The 19,548-nt window shown below is 53.9% G+C and carries 17 protein-coding genes; 11 read left to right on the top strand and 6 right to left on the bottom strand.

From position 1 onward, the window contains the following. Positions 1-40 precede the first annotated feature (40 nt). The gene (locus tag F7P81_RS02160) at positions 41-472 is read right to left on the bottom strand and encodes a nucleoside deaminase (protein WP_075654789.1); all 432 of its coding nucleotides are present in this window, start codon (positions 470-472) and stop codon (positions 41-43) included. Between the two features lie 393 nt (positions 473-865). On the opposite strand from F7P81_RS02160, the gene F7P81_RS02155 reads away from it, so the two are divergent. The 4 genes from F7P81_RS02155 (at position 866) to F7P81_RS02140 (ending at position 6,512) form a co-directional block, all read left to right on the top strand. After that, positions 866-2,803, top strand: a complete 1,938-nt coding sequence (locus tag F7P81_RS02155) for a pseudouridine synthase (protein WP_151158387.1) — start codon at positions 866-868, stop codon at positions 2,801-2,803. Next, the gene (rsmD, locus tag F7P81_RS02150; RefSeq protein ID WP_022711239.1) at positions 2,803-3,357 is read left to right on the top strand and encodes a 16S rRNA (guanine(966)-N(2))-methyltransferase RsmD; all 555 of its coding nucleotides are present in this window, start codon (positions 2,803-2,805) and stop codon (positions 3,355-3,357) included. The genes F7P81_RS02155 and rsmD overlap by 1 nt, the downstream gene beginning before the upstream one ends. A 231-nt stretch (positions 3,358-3,588) precedes the next feature. Further along, a complete protein-coding gene (locus tag F7P81_RS02145) occupies positions 3,589-5,151 on the top strand; it encodes a M16 family metallopeptidase (protein WP_151158944.1) in 1,563 nt (520 codons plus the stop codon). Continuing rightward, positions 5,151-6,512: a M16 family metallopeptidase gene (locus tag F7P81_RS02140; RefSeq protein WP_151158385.1), complete on the top strand. Its 1,362-nt coding sequence runs from the start codon at positions 5,151-5,153 to the stop codon at positions 6,510-6,512. Before F7P81_RS02145 ends, F7P81_RS02140 begins: the two co-directional genes overlap by 1 nt. A gap of 91 nt (positions 6,513-6,603) precedes the next feature. Here F7P81_RS02140 and F7P81_RS02135 read toward each other — a convergent pair whose 3' ends face one another. Further along, on the bottom strand, positions 6,604-8,463 hold the full coding sequence (locus tag F7P81_RS02135; RefSeq protein ID WP_075654420.1) for a monovalent cation:proton antiporter-2 (CPA2) family protein: 1,860 nt from the start codon (positions 8,461-8,463) through the stop codon (positions 6,604-6,606). Between the two features lie 422 nt (positions 8,464-8,885). Here F7P81_RS02135 and F7P81_RS02130 point away from each other — a divergent pair, with 422 nt between their 5' ends. The 6 genes from F7P81_RS02130 (at position 8,886) to lpxK (ending at position 15,084) form a co-directional block, all read left to right on the top strand. Further along, positions 8,886-10,235: a TldD/PmbA family protein gene (locus tag F7P81_RS02130; protein ID WP_151158943.1), complete on the top strand. Its 1,350-nt coding sequence runs from the start codon at positions 8,886-8,888 to the stop codon at positions 10,233-10,235. Further along, entirely contained in the window at positions 10,222-11,076 is an 855-nt protein-coding gene (locus F7P81_RS02125; RefSeq protein WP_151158383.1) for a 3'(2'),5'-bisphosphate nucleotidase CysQ, read from the top strand. Before F7P81_RS02130 ends, F7P81_RS02125 begins: the two co-directional genes overlap by 14 nt. Before the next feature lie 167 nt (positions 11,077-11,243). Continuing rightward, on the top strand, positions 11,244-11,513 hold the full coding sequence (locus F7P81_RS02120; RefSeq protein ID WP_022711233.1) for a DUF4170 domain-containing protein: 270 nt from the start codon (positions 11,244-11,246) through the stop codon (positions 11,511-11,513). 59 nt (positions 11,514-11,572) lie between these two features. Then, the gene (locus F7P81_RS02115; RefSeq protein ID WP_370627042.1) at positions 11,573-12,331 is read left to right on the top strand and encodes a lysophospholipid acyltransferase family protein; all 759 of its coding nucleotides are present in this window, start codon (positions 11,573-11,575) and stop codon (positions 12,329-12,331) included. 342 nt (positions 12,332-12,673) lie between these two features. Further along, complete coding sequence (waaA, locus tag F7P81_RS02110) at positions 12,674-14,023, top strand: lipid IV(A) 3-deoxy-D-manno-octulosonic acid transferase (RefSeq protein WP_151158381.1); 1,350 nt, start codon at positions 12,674-12,676, stop codon at positions 14,021-14,023. Further along, complete coding sequence (gene lpxK / locus F7P81_RS02105) at positions 14,023-15,084, top strand: tetraacyldisaccharide 4'-kinase (RefSeq protein ID WP_151158379.1); 1,062 nt, start codon at positions 14,023-14,025, stop codon at positions 15,082-15,084. The genes waaA and lpxK overlap by 1 nt, the downstream gene beginning before the upstream one ends. Positions 15,085-15,189: 105 nt before the next feature. On the opposite strand, the gene F7P81_RS02100 is transcribed toward lpxK, so the two are convergent. The 4 genes from F7P81_RS02100 to F7P81_RS02085 all read right to left on the bottom strand — a co-directional run bounded on the left by F7P81_RS02100 (position 15,190) and on the right by F7P81_RS02085 (position 18,267). Further along, positions 15,190-15,645 (bottom strand): GNAT family N-acetyltransferase, encoded by a 456-nt coding sequence (locus tag F7P81_RS02100; protein WP_151158377.1) that lies wholly within the window; start codon positions 15,643-15,645, stop codon positions 15,190-15,192. Position 15,646: 1 nt separating this feature from the next. After that, entirely contained in the window at positions 15,647-15,883 is a 237-nt protein-coding gene (locus F7P81_RS02095) for a DUF2093 domain-containing protein (RefSeq protein ID WP_022711228.1), read from the bottom strand. A gap of 35 nt (positions 15,884-15,918) precedes the next feature. Beyond that, positions 15,919-17,853 (bottom strand): DNA mismatch repair endonuclease MutL, encoded by a 1,935-nt coding sequence (mutL, locus tag F7P81_RS02090; RefSeq protein ID WP_151158375.1) that lies wholly within the window; start codon positions 17,851-17,853, stop codon positions 15,919-15,921. Positions 17,854-17,925: 72 nt separating this feature from the next. Further along, a complete protein-coding gene (locus F7P81_RS02085; protein ID WP_151158372.1) occupies positions 17,926-18,267 on the bottom strand; it encodes a protein tyrosine phosphatase family protein in 342 nt (113 codons plus the stop codon). A gap of 289 nt (positions 18,268-18,556) precedes the next feature. Between F7P81_RS02085 and fdhD the strand changes: the two genes are divergently transcribed. After that, positions 18,557-19,420 carry a formate dehydrogenase accessory sulfurtransferase FdhD gene (gene fdhD / locus F7P81_RS02080; protein WP_151158370.1) on the top strand — a complete coding sequence of 288 codons (864 nt, stop codon included), beginning with the start codon at positions 18,557-18,559 and terminating at the stop codon, positions 19,418-19,420. Positions 19,421-19,548 lie beyond the last annotated feature (128 nt).

The raw sequence follows: 19,548 nt of genomic DNA, 5'->3' as shown, positions 1-19,548 counted from the left end.
GTTTGAAAAAAGCCGCGTCCTGACAAAGGACGCGGCTTTTTTATTTGCGTTTTTCCTGAAAGAAGCGTTTCAGCATGTCGGTTGCCTCCGCTTCACCTATGCCGGAATAAACTTCCGGTGCGTGATGGCAGGTCGGCTGGCTGTAGAAGCGGGGGCCATATTCCACACCGCCGCCCTTCGGATCACTTGAAGCATAATAAAGGCGGCGGATACGGGCGAAAGAAATCGCCGCCGCGCACATGGCGCAAGGTTCCAGCGTCACATAGAGATCGCAATCCCCGAGACGCTCATTTTCCAGAGCCTCACAGGCAATGCGGATTGCCAGAATTTCGGCATGGGCGGTTGGATCATTGATCTCGCGGGTGCGGTTACCCGCACGGGCAATAATCCGGTTTTTATGCGTGATGACTGCACCGATCGGTACTTCGCCCCGTGCTTCTGCGGCGCGGGCTTCTTCCATCGCGGCCTGCATAGGAGATATCTTTGCATGACCGCTTGCCAGATGTGTCACGGAAACCAAATTCTCTGCAGGAGCCAAACTTGCCGCAGGGGATTGTGAATTTTTATTGTTCATCTTGCCGGAATTGCCGCCGGTTGCGTTTTTTTGCATAATGTGCGGCAGCCTTTCAGATATTTTACTCGCAAGCGCGGTGATGATTTGTTAGAGCGTAGCTTTAATAAGGTGTGTAGCATAAGAACTGCGCTGCAATCGTGCCAGCTTTATCCTAAATTTTGCCGGATCGGAATGATTTAGCATAAAGCATGTCCGGCGAAAACGCGCAGCGGTTTTGCAGCAGGGCTTTCCGCATCCTGATTTTCGATTTTTGACGCCGGGCAGAAATACCGGTGAAAGGCTGATATTCTAATGACCCGTGATGATCATGATAATGAACGCGGCAAGCGTCCTTTTGTAAAGCGTGAGCGTACGCGCGATGACAGAGGTTCTGACCGTCCGCGTCGTTTTGAAGGTGAATCCCGTGGTGACAAGCCGCGCGGCTTCGGTGAGCGCGGCGACAAACCTCGTGGTTTTGAACCTCGCGGCGATAAGCCCCGCGGCTTTGATATGAGCGCCGCTGAAGAAGGCGAACGTATCGCCAAACGTCTGGCGCGTGTGGGTATTGCCTCGCGCCGTGAAGCGGAAAGCATGATTGCTGCCGGTCGTGTTGCTGTAAACGGTAAAGTACTGACCAGCCCTGCCGTCAATGTTCTGCGCACAGATCGTATTACCGTTGATAATAAAGTTCTGCAGCAGGCTGAACGTACCCGCCTGTGGCTCTATCACAAACCTGCCGGTTTGGTGACAACCAACCGTGATCCGGAAGGTCGCCCGACAGTGTTTGATGCACTGCCTGCTGAATTGCCGCGCGTTTTGTCGGTTGGTCGTCTTGATATCAACACCGAAGGCCTGTTGCTGCTGACCAATGATGGTGGCCTGTCCCGCGTTCTGGAACTGCCTGCAACCGGCTGGCTGCGTCGCTATCGCGTGCGCGCCCACGGTACAGTAACACAGGCACAGCTTGATGAGCTGAAGAACGGTATCGCTGTTGACGGCGTGTTCTACGGCGCGGTTGAAGCAACTCTGGAGCGCGAGCAGGGCGCCAATGTCTGGCTGTCCATTGGTCTGCGCGAAGGCAAAAACCGCGAAGTTAAGAATATTCTTGGTGCGCTTGGTCTGGCCGTTTCCCGCCTGATCCGTGTTTCTTTCGGCCCGTTCCAGTTGGGCGATCTGGAAGAGGGGGCGGTGCGTGAAATCCGTGGCCGTACCCTGCGTGAACAGCTCGGTGAGAAACTGGTTGAAGATTCCGGTGCGGATTTTGATGCGCCGATCCTCAATGAATTCTCGAATGAAGCGGTTAAGGGCGAATTGCCGTCCCGCAGCCCGCGTTTTGATGCTTATGAAGAGCGCGGCAGCGACGAGGAAGGCGAGGGCCGTTCCCGTTACAAATCCGATTGGATTTCCAGCAGCCGCAATGCAGGCGGTGGCCGTGGCGGCAAGGGCGGCTTCGGTGCCAAGCGCGGCGAAGGGCGTATGGACGGTGAGCGTAAACCGTTCCGTCGTGACCGTGAAGATGGTGACCGTCGTGAAGAAGGCCGTGCGCCGCGTGATGGTGAGCGCAAGCCTTTCCAGCGTGATCGCGATGGCAAGAGCTGGCGTGAAGATGGCCTGTCACGCCTCAGCACATCTGCACCGCGTTCCGGTGGCTTTGACAAGCCGCGCTTTGCGAAAGGCGGCCGTGGTGACAAGGATGATGACAAGTTTGGTTCACAGCCGCAGCGTCCGCGCGGTGTGAATGTATGGATGGCACCGGGTGCCAAGGCCTATAATTCCTCGTCCAAGCCGACTCCGGGTGATGATCGCCGCCGTTCGCGCCGTGACGGTGATGACCGTCCGCAGCGTGAAGAAGGCGGTCGCGGTTATCAGGGTCGTTCAGAAGACAGAGACGGTTATAAGCGTCAGGGTTTCCGCCGCGATGAAGACAATCGTGACGGTTTCAAGCGCGAAGGCTTCCGTTCGGAAAACCGTCGTTCTTTTGATGAAGGCGATCGTCCGGCACGCGAAGAGCGTCGTTTCTCCGGTGAGCGCAATTTTGACAAGAAGTCATTTGGCGACAAGAAGCCGTTTGGTGATCGTCCGTCGGGCGACAAACCATTCCGTGGCAAACCTGAAGGCGGTCGCGGCGGCAAGCCTTTCGGCAAAGGACCGCAGGGTGGCAAACCATCCGGTAATCGTCCGTCCGGCCCTCGTGGTGCAGGTCCTCGCGGCGCAGGACCGCGTTCCGGCCCGCGCGGAGATAAACGTTAATGCGCATTGTCGGCGGTAAATTCCGCGGACGTGCACTGGTGACGCCGGAAAGCTCTGCAATCCGGCCGACCAGCGACCGGACGCGCGAAAGTCTGTTCAATATTATCACGCATGGTTTTCGTGAGAAGCTGGACAATACACGCGTGCTGGATCTGTTTGCCGGTACCGGTGCGCTTGGTCTTGAAGCCTTGTCACGCGGCTGCCGCTATACGGTTTTCGTTGAGGAATCCGTAGAAGGGCGTGGCCTGTTGCGCCAGAATGTGGAGGCGTTCGGCCTTCAGGGGAATACAAAAGTGTTCCGCCGCAATGCAACAGCCTTGGGGCCGACCGGTACAATGGGTGAATTTGATCTGGTTTTTGCCGATCCGCCCTATGGTAAAGGTTTGGGTGAACAGGCTTTTATCTCTGCACTTGAAGGCGGATGGCTGAAGCCTGATGCGCTTTTGATACTGGAAGAAGTGTCAGAAGCCGTTATCACGCTGGATGACCGCTTCATATTGCGCGATGAACGCAATTACGGGATCACCACGATAAGGCTTTATGAACTGGCCTGACAATTTTATCATTAGATAATAAATTGCCCGCTCTGTGCGGGCAATTTGCATTTCAGCACAGTGCTGCCTTTTGGGGAGCATATTTATTAAATTATTGTCATCATGACATAATTCTTGATGGCTGGTTGCGAATTTGCCGCAATCTCGTTTAATTAAGGTTGTTTTGCAAAACAGGAAGGGACACTTTTCGTGCCATATCTATCCTTTTGCCGGCAACTGGTCAGCACATCCATGCTGGCGCTGATTGTCAGTTCTGCGACTGTGGGCGCATCTTTTGCGCAGGCTGCCAAGCCCGCCGAGGCGCAGGTTGCCCCCGCTGCGACCACCCAGACCAATCCGGCCAATGATAATCAGCCGGCCGCGCTGCCTGAAATCAAGACCCAGAAAGGCGTCAGCAGTTTTAAGCTGACCAATGGCATGGATGTTGTGGTGATTCCCGATCACCGCGCACCGGTTGTCACGCAGATGGTCTGGTATCGCGTGGGTGCCGCTGATGAGCAGGAAGGTGTATCCGGTATTGCCCATTTTCTTGAACATCTGATGTTCAAGGGTACGAAGAATGTTCCTGCCGGTGAATTCTCTGCAAAAGTTGCAGCGATTGGCGGTCAGGAAAACGCTTTCACCTCGTCCGATTATACCGGCTATTACCAGCAGGTTGCACCGGATGCGCTGGAAATGGTGATGAAATACGAGTCAGACCGTATGGCCAATCTGGTTCTGACCGAAGATGTGATTGTACCGGAACGCGATGTTATTCTCGAAGAGCGCCGCATGCGTGTGGACAGTAATCCGGGCGCAATGCTGAGCGAAGAGGTGAGTGCCGCTTCTTTCTTTAATCATCCTTACCGCCGCCCGATTATCGGCTGGCAGCAGGAAATGGAAAAGCTCAGCCTTGAGGATGCCATCGGTTTTTACGAGCGTTATTATACGCCGAATAATGCCATTCTCGTTGTGGCCGGTGATGTGACGCCGGAGCGCGTCCGTGATCTGGCGCTCAGCACTTATGGCAAATTGCCGAAGCGCTTTGAAGTTGCACCGCGTATCCGCCCGCAGGAACCTGTGAAGCACACAGCCCGCACCGTGACACTGCGCGATGCCCGTGTGAACCAGCCGTCTTTCAATTCCACATGGGTGGTGCCGTCTTACGTAAACGCCAAGGCTAAGGAACGTGAAGGCGACGCTGAAGCACTTGATCTGCTGGGAGAAATTCTCGGCGGTGGTATGCGCAGCCGTCTCTATCAGAAGCTGATTGTTGAGCAGGGCATTGCTGCCAGTGCCGGTGCTTATTATGCCGGTGACGCGCTGGATGACGGTACATTCATGCTCTATGGCGCGCCGCGCGGCGATGCCACGCTTGAGCAGGTGCAGGCTACAATCAATGTCGAAGTCGAGCGTCTGATTAAAGACGGTGTGACGGAAACAGAGCTTAATCAGGCACGCAATCGTTTTCTGAAGTCGGAAATTTTTGCCCGTGACAGCCAGACCGGTATGGCGCGGATTTATGGTTCCTCACTGGCTGTCGGCCAGACTGTTGAGGATGTGCAGGGCTGGTCGGATAAAATCCGCACCGTTAAGCCGGAGCAGATCCGCGATGTGGCAGAGCGCTATCTAAAACCGTCAATTGCTGTGACCGGTTATCTGCTGCCACCGGAAACGGCAGAAGAAGCCGCAAAGCCTGAACAGAGTGCAAAACCAACCGCAGCCGATAAGGCGCAAACCGGTGCTGCCGGTGATAAGCCGGCAGGCAATGATCTGAACAAGAAGACAGATGCGAAGCCAGAGGTGAAAAAATAATGACATATTCTCTTCACTCTGAGGCAGAGTTCGAAAATGCACGCCCTGTCCGTAGCAATGCTTTACGTGGTTTCAAAGCTGCGGCTGTTGGTCTTTTCGCATTGCTGACAACACTGCCTGCCTATGCGCTGGATATTCAGGAAGTGACCTCGCCGAAGGGTATCAAAGCCTGGCTGGTGGAGGACGGCAGTGTGCCACTGATCTCTGTGCGTTTTTCGTTTAAGGGCGGCAGTGCGCAAGACCCTGAAGGCAAAGAAGGTCTGGCCAATCTGATGACAGGCCTGTTCGATGAAGGTGCGGGTGATATGCCATCCGATGCCTATCAGGAAAGACTGGATAATATCGGCGCGGAAATGAGCTTCACCGCCAGCGATGATACGATTTCCGGCGGTATGCGGATGCTGAAAGAGAACAGTCCGGCAGCCTTTGACATGCTGGCTCTGGCTATTCAGAAACCGCGTTTCGATCAGGCGGCGGTTGATCGTATCCGCGATCAGGTGATTGCAGGGATTAACGCTTCCAAAAATGATCCGAACACAATTGCTTCGCAGAAATTTGCCGAAGTGCTCTATGGCAAGCATCCTTATGCTCGCCGTGAAGAGGGCACAGTGCAGTCGCTGGAAACAATCACCCGCGATGATCTGTTGGATGCGCATAAAAAACTGTTCGGCAAAGACCAGCTGAAAATCGGTGTGGTCGGTGCGATCAGCGCCGAGGAACTGGCGCCTCTGCTGGATAAACTTTTCGGCAATCTGCAGGATAAAGCAGAGCTGAAGCCGATGGAAATGGCTAAGCTCGCTTTGGGTGCCACAACATCTGTGACCTATGATCTGCCGCAGACTACGGTCAGCCTGGTGTATCCGGGTGTAAAGCGCAGCGATAAAGATTTCTTCGCAGCCTATCTGATGAATCAGGTGCTGGGTGTTGGCTTTACTTCACGTCTTTATAATGAAGTGCGTGAGAAGCGCGGCCTTGCTTATACGGTCAGCTCCGGTCTCAGTGGCCGGGACTATTCCAACAGTCTCAATATTGCCACCGGTACACGTCCCGACCGTGCACAGCAGAGTCTGGATGTGATCCGCGCGGAAGTTGCCCGTATGGCGAAATCCGGCGTGACAGAGGAAGAACTGGCCGCAGCTAAGAGCTTTGCAATCGGTGCCTATGCAATCAATAATCTGGATTCATCCGTGGCCGTTGCCCGCACATTGGTTGGCTTGCAGGAACAGGATCTGGGGCGTGATTATATCGACCGCCGTGCTGATCTCATCAATGCTGTGACCACAGATGATGTGAAGGCTGTTGCAGCAAAGCTGCTCAAAGCAGATCCTGCCATCCTCGTGGTTGGGCCAAGCCTGAACTAACGAGCCTGAACTAAGATACAGGTTTGTAGGAATATAAAAAACGGCGCGGTGGATGACCACCGCGCCGTTTTTGTATTTGACCGGCGATGATTTATTCGCTTGCCGGAGTGAGGACGATACCTGCTTCCGGATAGGGTTTGGCGGGTGCAATTGTCTCTTCCGTTGCCTTGTCGAGCGGCACTGCCGAGCGGGTTGGTTTGACCAGAGGTTCCGGTGTTACCGGCTTATTGAACAACAGGTGACGACCGGCGAGAATACCTTCCGAAGCCTGTACATGCAGGCGGTCTTCATCGCGCTGGCGCACATCATCGGCAATGGTCTGAGCCTCTTCTTCCGGCATGCCAAGCGCTTCCAGTGTTTTACGGCCAAATAACAGACCGGATTCAAAAGTTTCACGCAGCTCGTAATCCACGCCTTTTGCCCGCAATTGCAGCGTATGCTCACGGTCAAAGGAGCGCACATAGAGTTTCACATCCGGAAATTCTGTCTGAATGAGATCAACTATCCGGTCGGTGATTTCTTTTTTCTCGGTGCAGATAGCAACCAGTTTGGCTTTGCGGATACCTGCCATTTCCAGCACGTCTTTACGCTGCCCGTCACCGAAATAAATACGGAAACCGAAGCGGCCTGCTGCGCGGATTTTATTGGCGGAATTGTCGATCACCGTCACATCAGAACCACCGGCCAGCAAAATCTGCGAGGCAATCTGCCCGTAACGGGAGAAGCCGATCATCAGCACATCGGAACCGGCACCCTCGAAATTTTCCTCCATACCGTCTTCCTGCTTCGTATTCGTCAGCAGGCGATTGCCGATCGTTACGCAGAGTGGTGTCAGCGCCATGGAAATCGTGATGGCAGCGATCAATTCGGAGGCCAGCGCATCGGTGATGACCGCTGCGGCACTGGCCGTGGAGAACAGTACGAAGGCAAATTCACCGCCCTGCGGCAGCAGAAAGGCGACTTTGACAGCATCATTATGGCTGGTGCGGAAAATACGGCACAGCAGATAAATGATCGCGATTTTTGTAACAATAATCACAGGAACTGACAGTAGGATCATCAGCCAGTTATCGAGAATGACCACCAGATTAAGCGACAAACCAACCGCGACGAAGAACAGGCCGAGGAAAATACCGCGGAATGGCTCCACGTCGGCTGCCAGTTCATGACGGTAGGAGGAATCTGCCAGCAGCACACCGGCGATAAATGCGCCCATCGCCATGGAAAGCCCTGCAGCTTCCATCAGCGCCGCCGAACCGAGAACGACGAACAAAGCGGCGGCGATCATCACTTCTCGTGCACCGGTATTGCCGATGATACGGAACATCGGGTTCAGCAAATAGCGGCCGGCAATAATCAGAATGATAATGGCCCCGAGTGCCGCTGCCACATGGAAATTCGCAGCGCTCTGTGAGCTTTCGCTTGGCGACAATGCAGGAATAAGCGCAAGAATAGGAACGATCGCCAGATCCTGAAACAGCAGAATAGCAAAGGCTTTTTGCCCGTATTTCTGGCTGGTTTCCCCTTTGTCTTCCAGAATTTGCATGGCAAAGGCGGTTGAGGATAGTGCAAAACCGCAACCGACAATAATCGCTGCCGGAACTGGAAGACCGGCAACATAAACGCCCAGAAAAGCAAGAGTGACAGCACATAATGCGACCTGTGCCAGACCGAGGCCGAAGATCGCATGGCGCAGAGACCAGAGGCGGGATGGCTTGAGATCAAGACCGATGATAAACAGCAGAAACACCACGCCCAGTTCGGAGAAATGCAGCAGTTCTTCACCATCGGTAATAAAACGGGCAATCGGGCCGATAATCACACCGGCGGCCAGATAGCCCAGAACGGTTCCCAACCCCATACGCTTGAACAATGGTGCGGCAATGATTGCCCCGCCGAGGATCATCAGGGTCTGCAGATAAAGACTGCCGATGGAAATATTGTTTTCCATAATTAAAACATCACATATTACGTTTGTTGGGGCGGGTGCGGAATAAGCTACCGGCAGAAAATCATCAAATACAATGCTGCAGGCAAATCATGCCGAACATAATATGAAACAACGCGTGCAGATAACGGTTTTTTAAAGAAAAATATCACGTTTATGGTTTCATCGTTTTCAAATATGAAGTCATGAACATGGGCGAAACACTGAGGATATTATTCTGAAGACGACGTCTGTGTTCCTGCATATGTTTCTTCAGGCCTGAGTTGTCATGCATAAACATAAAATGAGACTTAAAAAATACACGGCTTATCCGTATATAGAACCTATACAGGCGGCAAAACCTGATAATTGACTGTTCGCAGATTGCAAAATGCGGGCGCTGAATTATCACGCACCACCGCGCCAGACGAATGACAGGAAGAATGATGGACGCACAAAGCTCTGCTCAAAAACTCGCCGATCAGGCTCGTTTTCTCGTCGCCGCGGCTAAAAAAGCCGGTGCGGATCATGCCGATGCGGTGGTTGTGCGCAGCCGTTCCAGCAATGTCAGCGTGCGTTTAGGCAAGGTTGAAGCGACCGAAGCCTCGGAAAGTGATGATTTCTCACTGCGGGTTTTTGTCGGTAAGCGCATTGCCAGTATTTCGGCCAGTGCCAATAAGGGGGCTGATCCTGTCGCGCTGGCCGAACGTGCCGTCGCGATGGCAAAAGTCTCGCCGGAAGATGCCTATGAGGGGCTGGCTGATCCGTCGAAGCTGGCTAAACAAATTGCCGATCTTGATCTGTTTGACCCGACACAAATTGACAGCAAACGCATGACTGAAGATGCGCTGGCAATGGAAGAGGCTGCACGGGCAGTTGCCGGTGTTACCAATTCCGGCGGCGCTACGGCCTCTGCGGGGCTGGGTGGTATGGTGCTGGTCACATCCGGCGGCTTTGAAGGTTTTTACACGCTGAGCCGTTTTGGCCGCTCTGTCAGCGCGATTGCCGGTGAAGGCACCGCGATGGAGCGCGATTATGATATGCGCGTGCGTTTGCATTTCGCCGATCTGCCGGCGCTGGAAGATCTTGGCCGCACCGCCGGTGAACGGGCTGTGCGCCGTCTCAATGCGCGTAAGGTTAAAACCGGCCCGGTCAATGTGATGTTCGATCCGCGTGTGGCGCGCGGCATGGCCGGTCATATTGCCGGCGCCATCAATGGTGCATCCGTTGCCCGCAAAAGCAGCTTTCTGAAAGATAAAATGGGTCAGCAGGTTCTGAGCAAAGGGATCAGCATCACTGATGATCCGATGCGCCTGCGCGGTTCATCCTCCCGTCCGTTTGACGGTGAGGGCATTGCCGGTGAAAAACTGACCATGATTGAGGACGGTGTGCTGAAGCACTGGTTCCTCTCCGGCTCGACCGCGCGTGAACTGGGGCTGGAAACCAATGGCCGTGGCGTGCGTTCCGGTTCAACTGTTGTGCCGTCCTCTACCAATCTGGCAATTGAAGCCGGTGCACGTACACCGGAAGAACTGATGAAAGAACTCGGCACCGGTTTCTATGTCACCGAGGTTTTCGGACAGGGGGTGGATATGATTACCGGCCAATATAGCCGTGGCGCTTCCGGCTTCTGGATTGAAAACGGAGAGCTGACCTATCCGGTGAGTGAAGTGACCATCGCGTCCAATCTCAAAGATATGTTTATGAATATGACCGCTGCCAGCGATCTCGACCGGTCTTACGGAACAGCCGCACCAACGCTGGTAATTGAAGGAATGACGCTTGCCGGAAACTAAAGAAGCAACCAATCAAACAGCAGACAGCGATGACCTGCAACTCATCCGTGAAGCGGCAGCGGAAGCGGGTAAAATTGCCTTGCGCTATTATGGCAATAATCCGGAGGTCTGGCTGAAAGGTGGTCAGTCTCCGGTGAGCGAAGCGGATTTAGCAGTTGATCGTTTCCTTCAGGCGTTTTTGCTGCAGGCGCGGCCGGATTATGGCTGGATTTCAGAGGAAACGGCAACAGATCAGCAGCGTACAGGCAGAGAACGGGCATTTGTGGTTGATCCGATTGACGGTACCCGCGCATTTCTTGCCGGTGATGACCGCTGGTGCGTGAGCATTGCAGTGACCGATCAGGGTAAACCGCGCTGCGGTGTGCTGGATGTTCCGGTGCGTAAAGAGGTGCTGAGCGCCGTCAGCGGACAGGGTGCTTTCCAGAATGGCACGCCGGTTGCAGCGCAGTTGCCTGCGGATGGCCGCAGCTATCCTGTGGCGATGTCGCGATCACATTTTAATGATCTGCCGGAAGGCTTTCGCAGCAAGACAGCTTTCTCGCCCTACGTGCCGTCGCTGGCCTATCGCATAGCTATGGTCGGACGGGGTGAACTGGCCGGAACTTTCGTGCGCGGCGGTGCCCATGACTGGGATCTGGCCGCGGCAGATCTGCTGCTTTCCGAGGCCGGCGGCAGGCTTTTGACCCTTGAAGGACAGGCGCTTAGCTATGGCGCGGCAGGTGGTGCAGCTGCGGGGCAAAAACCGTTCAGCCATGATGTGCTGGTGGCGGCTGTTGCAGGTTTTGAAGAAGAAATGCTGAGCGTTGTGCGGCAGTTATTGTCGGATCAGAATTATTCCTGAGCCGGCTTGTCGCAGGTGCATTAGAAAATACGATAAATTAAAGAGTGTGCAATGAGCACTCCGGTTGAACTTGGACGTAAACCGCTCTAAAGAGGGCGGCAACAAAGGCAGGCTATAAAGTGCTCTGCCTTCCGGCAAAACATAATCTCAGTGACAGGATTAGAAACATGACCGCATCTGGTGAAAACAAACAACTGCTGCATCTGGTATTCGGCGGTGAATTGAAGACGCTGAATTCCATGGAATTCCGTGATCTGGACAAGCTGGATATTGTCGGCATCTATCCGAATTATGAAGCCGCTAAAATGGCTTGGAAATCCAAGGCTCAGCAGACCGTTGATAACGCGCATATGCGTTATTTCATCGTGCATATGCACCGTCTGCTCGATCCTGCAAGTGCAGTTGCCGAAGCTGTGCGCTCTGCTGACAAAGCCTGACGCGCGTTCTGACTGTGGCAGGTGACAAACCGCACCGAACCGGATTTCTGACCAAGTTTTTGAAACGCGCCTGGCAGCGTATTCGCGGGCCTTTGGCGCGTTCAGAAGTTCTGAAGACGGTGCTGGTCAATTTGATTTCGGGCTATCTCCGGCTGGTTTATGCAACCAATAAACGCCTGCCGGGATTTTACGAAACGATTGCATCCCAAAAAAAGCAAACGCCCTATATCGTCACTTTCTGGCATGGCCAGCATTTGATGGGGCCGTTTGTGCGTGATAAATCCGTGCCGGTTGTTGCCATGTTTTCACGCAGTGCTGATGCGGAGCTTAATGCCCGTGTGGCGGAAAAGCTCGGCCTGCAAACAGTTCGCGGTTCCGGCGGGCGTGCTGACAGTGATAATAGCGGAAAAGGTGGCGCACGTGCTTTGATCACCCTGAAACGGGCGCTGGATCAGGGCACCAGCACCGGCATGATTGCCGATGTGGCGCATAGTCCGGTGCGTGAGGCAGGGCAGGGCATTATCCTGCTGGCCAAATTATCCGGCCGCCCGATCCTGCCGGTTGCCTATGCTTTTTCACGCAGCAAAATTCTGGAAAAAAGCTGGGATAAAACCTCAATACCGCTGCCTTTCGGGCGTTCCGCTGCCACCACGACCGAACCGGTCTGGGTGCCTGCGGATGCGGATGAAAATTTACTTGAGGAAAAACGGCTCGAACTGACCCGTAAACTCGATGCTGCCACGCTTGCCGCTTATAAACAGCTGGGAATGCTGCCACCTCCTGCCAGAGCATGTCACAGTCAAGTTGATCCAACTTGATCGTTTTAATTTTGTCAGGCTGGATCAAATTGACGGCCGTGACAATGCGACCAACTAAAGAATCCAGAGCGAGCGTCGTTATTAAATTTGAACGCAACCCGCTCTGGCTGACAATAAATTGTGATAGCGGCCGGCATTCTTTTATATAATCACCTTGTGACCGGTTTATTCGTGTATAAACTTAAGATAGGCTTGGTTCGCCGGGCATCTTTATGCAAGATTTCAATAGCTTGCGCAGGGGCGCAAATAGTCTTTGTGCCCTTTGTGTTTCCGGTATTTTATGTTCGTTTTACAGAACAGAACTGCTGTACGGCATAAAACAAGACCGGTATGGAGACAAGAATGAGTGAAAAATGGGCCCGCACTGTTCTTAAAATCTATAAGGCTGCCGGTTGTGCGGCCTATCCGCTGATCGGACCCTATATCAGTTATCGTGTTTCCAAAGGCAAAGAAGACCGTACCCGCCGTGCCGAGCGTTACGGTCGCAGCCAGATTGCCCGCCCTGACGGGCCGCTGGTCTGGATGCATGCCGCGAGTGTGGGCGAGTTTACCGCCATTCTGCCGCTGATCGAGCATTTTTTGGCACAGGATATACGCATTTTGCTGACCACCGGCACGCGCACTTCTGCTGCGCTGGTGGGGGAGCGTCTTGGTGACAGGGTTATTCACCAATATGTACCGCTGGATTTGCTGCCTGCCGTGCGCCGTTTTCTGGATCACTGGCAACCGGATGTGGCGATTAAATGTGAATCCGAAATCTGGCCGATGACCATTCTGGAGCTGGGTAAACGCCATATTCCGCAAATCCTGATCAACGGGCGTATGTCTGACCGTTCCTATGCGAAATGGAAAAAGCGCAGCTCAGTTGCTGAGGCTTTGTTTGAAAATTTTGCCCATGTGGTGGCGCAGTCTGATGCGGATGGCGAACGCTTCCGCCAACTCGGCGCACGTCCGGTCACGATTTCCGGCAATCTCAAAGTGGATACGGATGCCCCGCCGGTTGATCCGCAGGAACTGGAACGTCTGCAACAGCAAATTGGCAAGCGCAAAGTCTGGGCTGCGATTTCCACCCATGAGGGTGAGGAAGATATTGCTGCGACAGTGCATACAATGCTCAGCACCCGCCATCCGGATTTGCTGACCATGATTGTGCCGCGTCATCCGGATCGCGCCGAGGCAATCCGCACTATGATCGAAGCCAAGGGGCTGACTGTTGCTCAGCGCAGCCGTAATGAGGAGATCACTCCGCAAACAGCTGTTTATCTTGGCGATACAATCGGCGAAATGGGCTTGTATCTGCGCCTGTCACAAATTGCTTTTGTCGGCAAATCCCTGACCGGTGAGGGCGGGCAAAATCCGCTGGAACCAGCGATGCTCGGCACAGCAGTTTTGTCCGGCCGCAATGTGCAGAATTTCCGTGAATCCTATCAGCGCCTGATTAAAAACGGCGGTGCCAAACTTGTCAGCGATCACAATATGCTGGCCGGTGCGGTGAATTTCCTGTTCAATAATCCGGAAAAGCTGAAAACCATGACCGAGGCCGGAAAGCGCACGGTCGGTGATATGCGCGGCGCGCTGGAGCGCACACTCACGGCGCTTGAACCTTTTATACAGCCGCTGGCCGTCAAATCCCGTCTGGATACGACAGTTGTTGAACCTCTGGCTGAGACAGATGCAGCGGAGCAGCCGTGATGGCTGCAAATAAGACACAGGCAGATATTTCAGGTTTCTGGTGGCGTAAGGCTGGCTGGCAGTCTGCATTGCTGTCGCCGGTGGCTGCAATTTATGGCTCGGTTGCTAAAAAGCGTATGGTGAATGCTGAGCCGCCGGAAATTGCCATGCCGGTTTTGTGTATCGGTAATTTCACGGTTGGCGGAGCGGGTAAGACACCGACCTGTATCGCTTTTGCCGAGGCTGCAAAGGCTGAAGGCTTTAAGCCCGGTATAGTCTCGCGCGGTTATGGCGGTTCTTTTAAAGGCGTGCATCTGGTGGATGTGGCGCAGGATACAGCCAAGCTGACCGGCGATGAGCCGCTGCTGCTGGCAAGACATGCCATGGTCGCGGTTTCGGCCAATCGTTTGCATGCCGCGCAATTGCTGGAAAAGCATGGCTGCAACTTCATCATTATGGATGATGGTTTTCAGAGTGCGCGTCTGTTTTATGATTACGCGCTGCTGGTGGTGGATGCTTCACGCGGGATCGGCAACGGAAAAATCATTCCGGCAGGACCCTTGCGGGCACCTTTGATGGCGCAGATGCAGCAGGCATCGGCACTGCTGCGCATAACGCCGAACCATCTGAAAGGTGAGGATGCATCAGAAAATGTGATCCGCATGGCAGCGCGCAGTAATAAGCCGTTTTTTGATGCGCGTTTGGTCTCGGTGGCGGAACAACCGGTTGAGGGCAAAAAGTTTCTCGCTTTTGCCGGTATCGGCAATCCGCAAAAATTCTATGACAGTGTGACGGAGCTGGGCGGGGAAGTGGTCATCAGCCGCTCATTTGGCGACCACTATAATTATAAGCCGGAAGATATCCGCCAGCTTATTGCGGAGGCGCGGGAAGCCAATCTGATATTGGCAACCACGGCGAAAGATTATGTGCGCCTGCATGGATTGCAATCTGCCGTTGAGGGCAACTGGCTTCGTGATATTGCTGTTTTTGATGTGCGGCTTGATTTTGGCCGTGAGAAAATTTTGCAACGCATTATCAAAACAACACGGCAAAATTTTCTTGAGCGCAGTCTGGATCTCTAGAGCATTTCACAGTCAAGTTGGACCAACTTGACTGTTGTGATAATGCGACCAACTAAAGAATTTAGAGCGAGCGCTTTGATCCAATCTGGACGTAAACCGCTCTAATCAGAGGCTTTGACGGTAAATATTGAGGCCATCAATATTTTCTTCAATCAAAAGCCAGCCGCGCGCAGCATAATAATCATGCTTGTCAGCTTCAGCGCAAAGATAGACTTCCGAGAAATTCAGGTCGCGGGCTTGTTGCGCTGCGGCTTTCAGCAAGGCACCGCCGATGCCATGCGAACGCTGTTGTTCATCAACCCAAAGGGCTGCGACCCATGGCGTATATTGCGGGCGGGCTTCCATATCACTGTCAATCAGCGAAACAGTGCCGAGAAACGCACTGCCTTCATGGGCGATGAGCGCAACCGGTGTGGTCTCTGCCGTCAGATTCTCCTGAAACAGACCTTTGATGAAGTCCAGTTCATGACCGTCTTGCCGCCACCATGTATTCCAAACGCGGTCGGCTGCATCATCGAGAAAATGCGGCTGGGTCTTCAGGTCTGATATTTCGTATGCCATTTTAGCTTTTGCTACGCTGGCGAAGTTCAGGATTAGCTTCCAGTTCGCGCTGATAGGAGACGAGGCCGTTCACATAGGCTTCCTGACGGGCAACGCTCCAGTAGCGCAGATCATCCAGCTCAATTTTTTCGCCGGTAACCGCACAGATCACATAGGAACCCGGTTCGAGAACCTGATAATCACCATCGAGGTAGCGCAATTTGGCTTCACCGTTGCGATTGCTGGAAAACATATTCATTATTCTTTCTTGTCTTCAGTGTGTTTGGGTAATCTTTACCTGCGTCCGAACAGACGTTCAATATCGCTGAGTTTTAATTCTATATAGGTCGGCCGTCCGTGATTGCAGGTGCCGGAACCCGGTGTGGCTTCCATCTGGCGCAACAACGCGTTCATTTCCTCGCCTTTCATGCGGCGGCCGGAGCGCACAGAGCCATGACAGGCCATCGTCGCGGCCACATGATTGAGCATATCTTTCAAACCGTTGGCGGTGTCATGTTCGGCAATTTCATCCGCCAGATCGCGGATCAGCTGCTGCACATCCATTTCGCCGAGCATGGCCGGAGTTTCACGCACAGCCACAGCACCGGGGCCGAACTGTTCCACACTCAGACCAAAGCGCTCAAGCGTCGGCGCATGGGCGACAACACGCTCCGCATCTTCTTCCGGCAGGTCAACAATCTCAGGGATCAGCAGCATCTGCGCAGCCATTGGTTTGGATTCCAACGCGGTTTTCAGCGCTTCATAAACCAGTCTTTCATGGGCGGCATGCTGGTCAACAATCACCAGACTGTCTTCGGTCTGGGCAACAATATAATTGGCATGGATTTGCGCCCGTGCGGCACCAAGCGGAGCACGCAGCAATTCTGCCGGTGCTTCAATTTCTGCGGCACGGCTGTCAGCACTGGGCGCCGCGAATTGCGAAATCGTAGCCTGCAAAGCCTCACCGAAACCGGCCTGCTCAAAGCGTGGTGCCGGTTGGCTGTCGAGATGCAGCGGACGCTGTGCCGGATGTGCAGTCTGCGGTGACCATTCCTGTCGCGGCGGCTCTGGCCGGTAATTCGAAGCAGACTGCCAGCTGCGAGCAGGGGCTGAGGTAAATGAGCTTGATGAATGCTCCGGCGCTTCAAAGCCCTTGGTTTCGAATCCCTGCGCCTGAAAGGCTTTCAGCATGGCCTCTGTGCCGCTGGTTGCAGGGCGGATGCCTGATTGCGCCAAAGCGTGACGAATGGTGCCGACGATCAGACCGCGCACCAGTCCGGGATCGCGGAAACGCACATCAGCCTTGGCCGGATGCACGTTGACATCGACATGAGACGGATCAAGCTGGAGAAACAATACGCCGACCGGATGGCGGTCACGGGCAATCACATCGGAATAAGCGCCGCGTAATGCGCCGAACACTTGCTTATCGCGTACCGGACGGCCGTTAATATAGGCAAATTGGTGCAAAGAATTGGCGCGATTGAAAGACGGAATAGCCGTAAAGCCGGTGAGGCGCACGCCTTCACGCTCGCTGTCGAGTGCCAGTGCATTTTCAGAGAAATCTGCGCCAAGCACCTGTGAAATGCGCTCCAGCATGGCGGTTTCAGTGACAGTTTCACCGGCGCTGCATGTGGCAGGCAATTCCAGCGGGCTGCGATCTGTACCGGCAATGGAAAAGCGGATTTGCGGGAAGGAAATCGCAATGCGCTTCACCACTTCCGTAATGGCGGTGGATTCGGCGCGGTCGGTTTTCATGAATTTCAGGCGGGCAGGAGTCGCATAAAACAGATCGCTGACTTCAACGATCGTGCCGCGATTAATCGCTGTCGGGCGCGGGCCTTCCAGATGTCCGCCACGCACCACAACCTCATAGCCAGAATCGGCATCAGTTGTGCGTGATTTGATACTCAGTCGCGCAACGGAACCAATGGATGGTAGCGCTTCACCACGAAAACCAAGAGCGCGGATATCATGCACATCATCGGTCAGCTTGGAGGTGCAGTGGCGTGAGACAGCGAGTGTCAGTTCATCCGCCGGAATACCGCCGCCATTATCAGTCACGCGGATCAGGTTTTTGCCGCCGCCTGCGGTGACAATCTCAATACGTGTAGCACCTGCGTCAATCGCATTTTCGACCAGCTCTTTCACCACGCTGGCAGGGCGTTCAATCACCTCACCGGCAGCAATCTGGTTGATAATGGTTTCGCTCAGGAGCCTGATAGACATAGAATGATCCGCTGCGTTTTGTAGAATTCAGATGATGTGCGGAACGTATCCGCACATCATCATTGAGCTTAATCAGCGCTGTTTCTGCTGCTGAACAATGCCGTAAAGATTGGTGCAGCGGGTGCCGGAGCGGCAGTAAGCGAGCACAGGCTGCGGTGCATTTTCCAGAGCTACGGTCATCTCGTCCAGATTTTCCTGCGTGATCTGGCCACCGGCCACAGGGATGAAATAGGTTTGCAGACCGGCTGCTTTTGCTGCCTGCGCAACCGCATCATAGAGCGGCTGGCCGTCGGATTCATGATCCGGACGGTTGCAAATCAGGGTTTTGAAGCCCTGTGCCACAACACCGGCAATATCTTCCGGTGCCAGCTGGCCGGTGACAGCAAAATTTTCATCAATCTGACGAATGTCCATAAGTCGGAACCTCATTAAAGCATGTCGGCTCAAATGGATTCATTTGAGCTCCCGCGAACATGCGACAATTAAAAGAACCCAGAGCGAGTGCCGTGGCTGTGATCAAATACAACACGCTCTGGTGGATTTGTTTCAGAATATACCATCGTGATGTGCTTACCACCCCGAAAGCGCTTATTGCCTGTTGAAACTGCCGCGTTATGGCTGAAATTATCATCCGTTTAAGCGCTGGTATATGCTTCCAATAAAAGCATATAGTTATGGCGTCAGAGGGTTGAAAGGGAAAACTATGGATAAAACCTGCGGACTTGAGAGTGAGGGGGCGGATATTCCGCCTGCTACATCTGAGGTCAGTAATATTATCCACCGTCAGGGCGTGCTGAAAGCTTCGCAGCGGCAGGTTGCGGAAGAGCTTCCGGTGGCCTTTTCCTATGGTGGTACCACCCATGCGGTGATGATGGCCAGCCCGCAGGATATTGAGGATTTTGCTGTTGGTTTCAGCCTCTGCGAAGGCATTATTGCACAGGCTTCTGAAATTGAGGCGATGGATATTCAGAACTTTCCCGCCGGTATTGATGTGCAGATGCAATTATCTGATCTGAAACGCGATGCACTGACTGCCCGCCGCCGTCATATGGCGGGGCCGGTTGGCTGTGGCCTATGCGGTATTGAATCGATTACTGAGGCCGTGCGGGAGTTCCCGCCGGTTGCTGACAGTGATTTCAAGCTGCGTTCTGAGCAGATTGTGCAGGCCGCAGAGCAAATGTGGGATTTGCAAATTTTGCATCGGGCGACCGGAGCCGTTCATGCGGCAGGTTTCTATCAGACACATCAAAGTGGTGGCGAGATACTGGCCGTGCGCGAGGATGTCGGGCGGCATAATGCGCTGGACAAGCTGGCAGGCTTCTTGTTGCGCGGTGAGGGCAAGGCTGAAAATGCTGATCCGGCGCGTGGTGCTGTGGTTGTCACCAGTCGCGTTTCTCTGGAAATGGTGCAGAAAACAGCGGCGATCCGCTCACCGGTGATTATGGCAATTTCCGCGCCGACGGCTCTGGCAATCCGTACCGCAGAGGCGCTGAATATTACGCTGGTGGCACTGGTGCGCGGTGCGGAATTTGATGTTTATACGCATCCGCATCGTATTAAGGAGTAGAGCATTTCCAGCAAAAGTGGGAACCGTCTTCGCGGGGAAACCAGTTCACTGGACTGATTTCTTTCCCCGCTTCGATACGAAGGACAATGCGTAATAATCAAGAGAGACGGCCTGCATAAGCAAGCCGC

This window comes from Pseudochrobactrum saccharolyticum (assembly GCF_008801715.1).
Taxonomy (GTDB): Bacteria; Pseudomonadota; Alphaproteobacteria; order Rhizobiales; family Rhizobiaceae; genus Pseudochrobactrum; species Pseudochrobactrum saccharolyticum.
The sequence above is the reverse complement of the archived record's forward strand: the minus strand, read 5'-3'. Positions and strand labels throughout refer to the sequence as shown.

Bases quoted from the DNA above. Each gene is read 5' to 3' on its own strand.
- F7P81_RS02120 (WP_022711233.1), top strand. From the start codon at position 11,244: ATGACCGCATCTGGTGAAAACAAACAACTGCTGCATCTGGTATTCGGC.
- F7P81_RS02130 (WP_151158943.1), top strand. From the start codon at position 8,886: ATGGACGCACAAAGCTCTGCTCAAAAACTCGCCGATCAGGCTCGTTTT.
- waaA (WP_151158381.1), top strand. From the start codon at position 12,674: ATGAGTGAAAAATGGGCCCGCACTGTTCTTAAAATCTATAAGGCTGCC.
- F7P81_RS02085 (WP_151158372.1), bottom strand. From the start codon at position 18,267: ATGGACATTCGTCAGATTGATGAAAATTTTGCTGTCACCGGCCAGCTG.
- F7P81_RS02145 (WP_151158944.1), top strand. From the start codon at position 3,589: ATGCTGGCGCTGATTGTCAGTTCTGCGACTGTGGGCGCATCTTTTGCG.
- F7P81_RS02100 (WP_151158377.1), bottom strand. From the start codon at position 15,645: ATGGCATACGAAATATCAGACCTGAAGACCCAGCCGCATTTTCTCGAT.
- mutL (WP_151158375.1), bottom strand. From the start codon at position 17,853: ATGTCTATCAGGCTCCTGAGCGAAACCATTATCAACCAGATTGCTGCC.
- F7P81_RS02140 (WP_151158385.1), top strand. From the start codon at position 5,151: ATGACATATTCTCTTCACTCTGAGGCAGAGTTCGAAAATGCACGCCCT.
- lpxK (WP_151158379.1), top strand. From the start codon at position 14,023: ATGGCTGCAAATAAGACACAGGCAGATATTTCAGGTTTCTGGTGGCGT.
- fdhD (WP_151158370.1), top strand. From the start codon at position 18,557: ATGGATAAAACCTGCGGACTTGAGAGTGAGGGGGCGGATATTCCGCCT.
- F7P81_RS02155 (WP_151158387.1), top strand. From the start codon at position 866: ATGACCCGTGATGATCATGATAATGAACGCGGCAAGCGTCCTTTTGTA.
- F7P81_RS02095 (WP_022711228.1), bottom strand. From the start codon at position 15,883: ATGAATATGTTTTCCAGCAATCGCAACGGTGAAGCCAAATTGCGCTAC.
- F7P81_RS02160 (WP_075654789.1), bottom strand. From the start codon at position 472: ATGCAGGCCGCGATGGAAGAAGCCCGCGCCGCAGAAGCACGGGGCGAA.
- rsmD (WP_022711239.1), top strand. From the start codon at position 2,803: ATGCGCATTGTCGGCGGTAAATTCCGCGGACGTGCACTGGTGACGCCG.
- F7P81_RS02135 (WP_075654420.1), bottom strand. From the start codon at position 8,463: ATGGAAAACAATATTTCCATCGGCAGTCTTTATCTGCAGACCCTGATG.